The sequence below is a fragment of the Shewanella sp. Isolate7 genome (genome assembly GCF_022398425.1).
Lineage (GTDB): Bacteria > Pseudomonadota > Gammaproteobacteria > Enterobacterales > Shewanellaceae > Shewanella.
Map to the genome: position 1 here is coordinate 1 of NZ_JAKEVJ010000205.1, position 562 is coordinate 562.

At 47.3% G+C, this 562-nt stretch carries 2 rRNA genes; both read right to left on the bottom strand.

What is annotated here, in order from left to right:
- Positions 1-73 (bottom strand): 5S ribosomal RNA (gene rrf, locus L1D47_RS21035); the annotation flags it as partial.
- A gap of 115 nt (positions 74-188) precedes the next feature.
- Positions 189-562: ribosomal RNA gene (locus L1D47_RS21040) — 23S ribosomal RNA — on the bottom strand; the annotation flags it as partial.

Sequence of the window (562 nt, forward strand, 5' to 3'; positions counted from 1 at the left end):
GCGCTGCGCTGGAATGTTTCACTGTCCTGTTCGAGATGGGAAGGAGTGGTACCAAACCGCTATGGTCGCCAAACATAAACTGTCAAATTGGGAAGCCATTATTAAATCAACTTTAAATCTTATTAAGTGATGAGATGTATTCATCAGTAAGCTTTATCTTATTTCACTTTGCTTCCAAAGTTCTTCAAATGATAGAGTCAAACGAGCAATTATTATCGGTTAGCTGCACATGTTACCATGCTTCCCTTCCACACCCGACCTATCAACGTCCTGGTCTCGAACGGCTCTTTAATGCGGTTAAACCGCAGGGGAAGTCTCATCTTTGGGCGAGTTTCGCGCTTAGATGCTTTCAGCGCTTATCTCTTCCGAACTTAGCTACCCGGCTATGCAACTGGCGTTACAACCGGTACACCAGAGGTTCGTCCACTCCGGTCCTCTCGTACTAGGAGCAGCCCCCGTCAAACTTCCAACGCCCACTGCAGATAGGGACCAAACTGTCTCACGACGTTTTAAACCCAGCTCACGTACCACTTTAAATGGCGAACAGCCATACCCTTGGGAC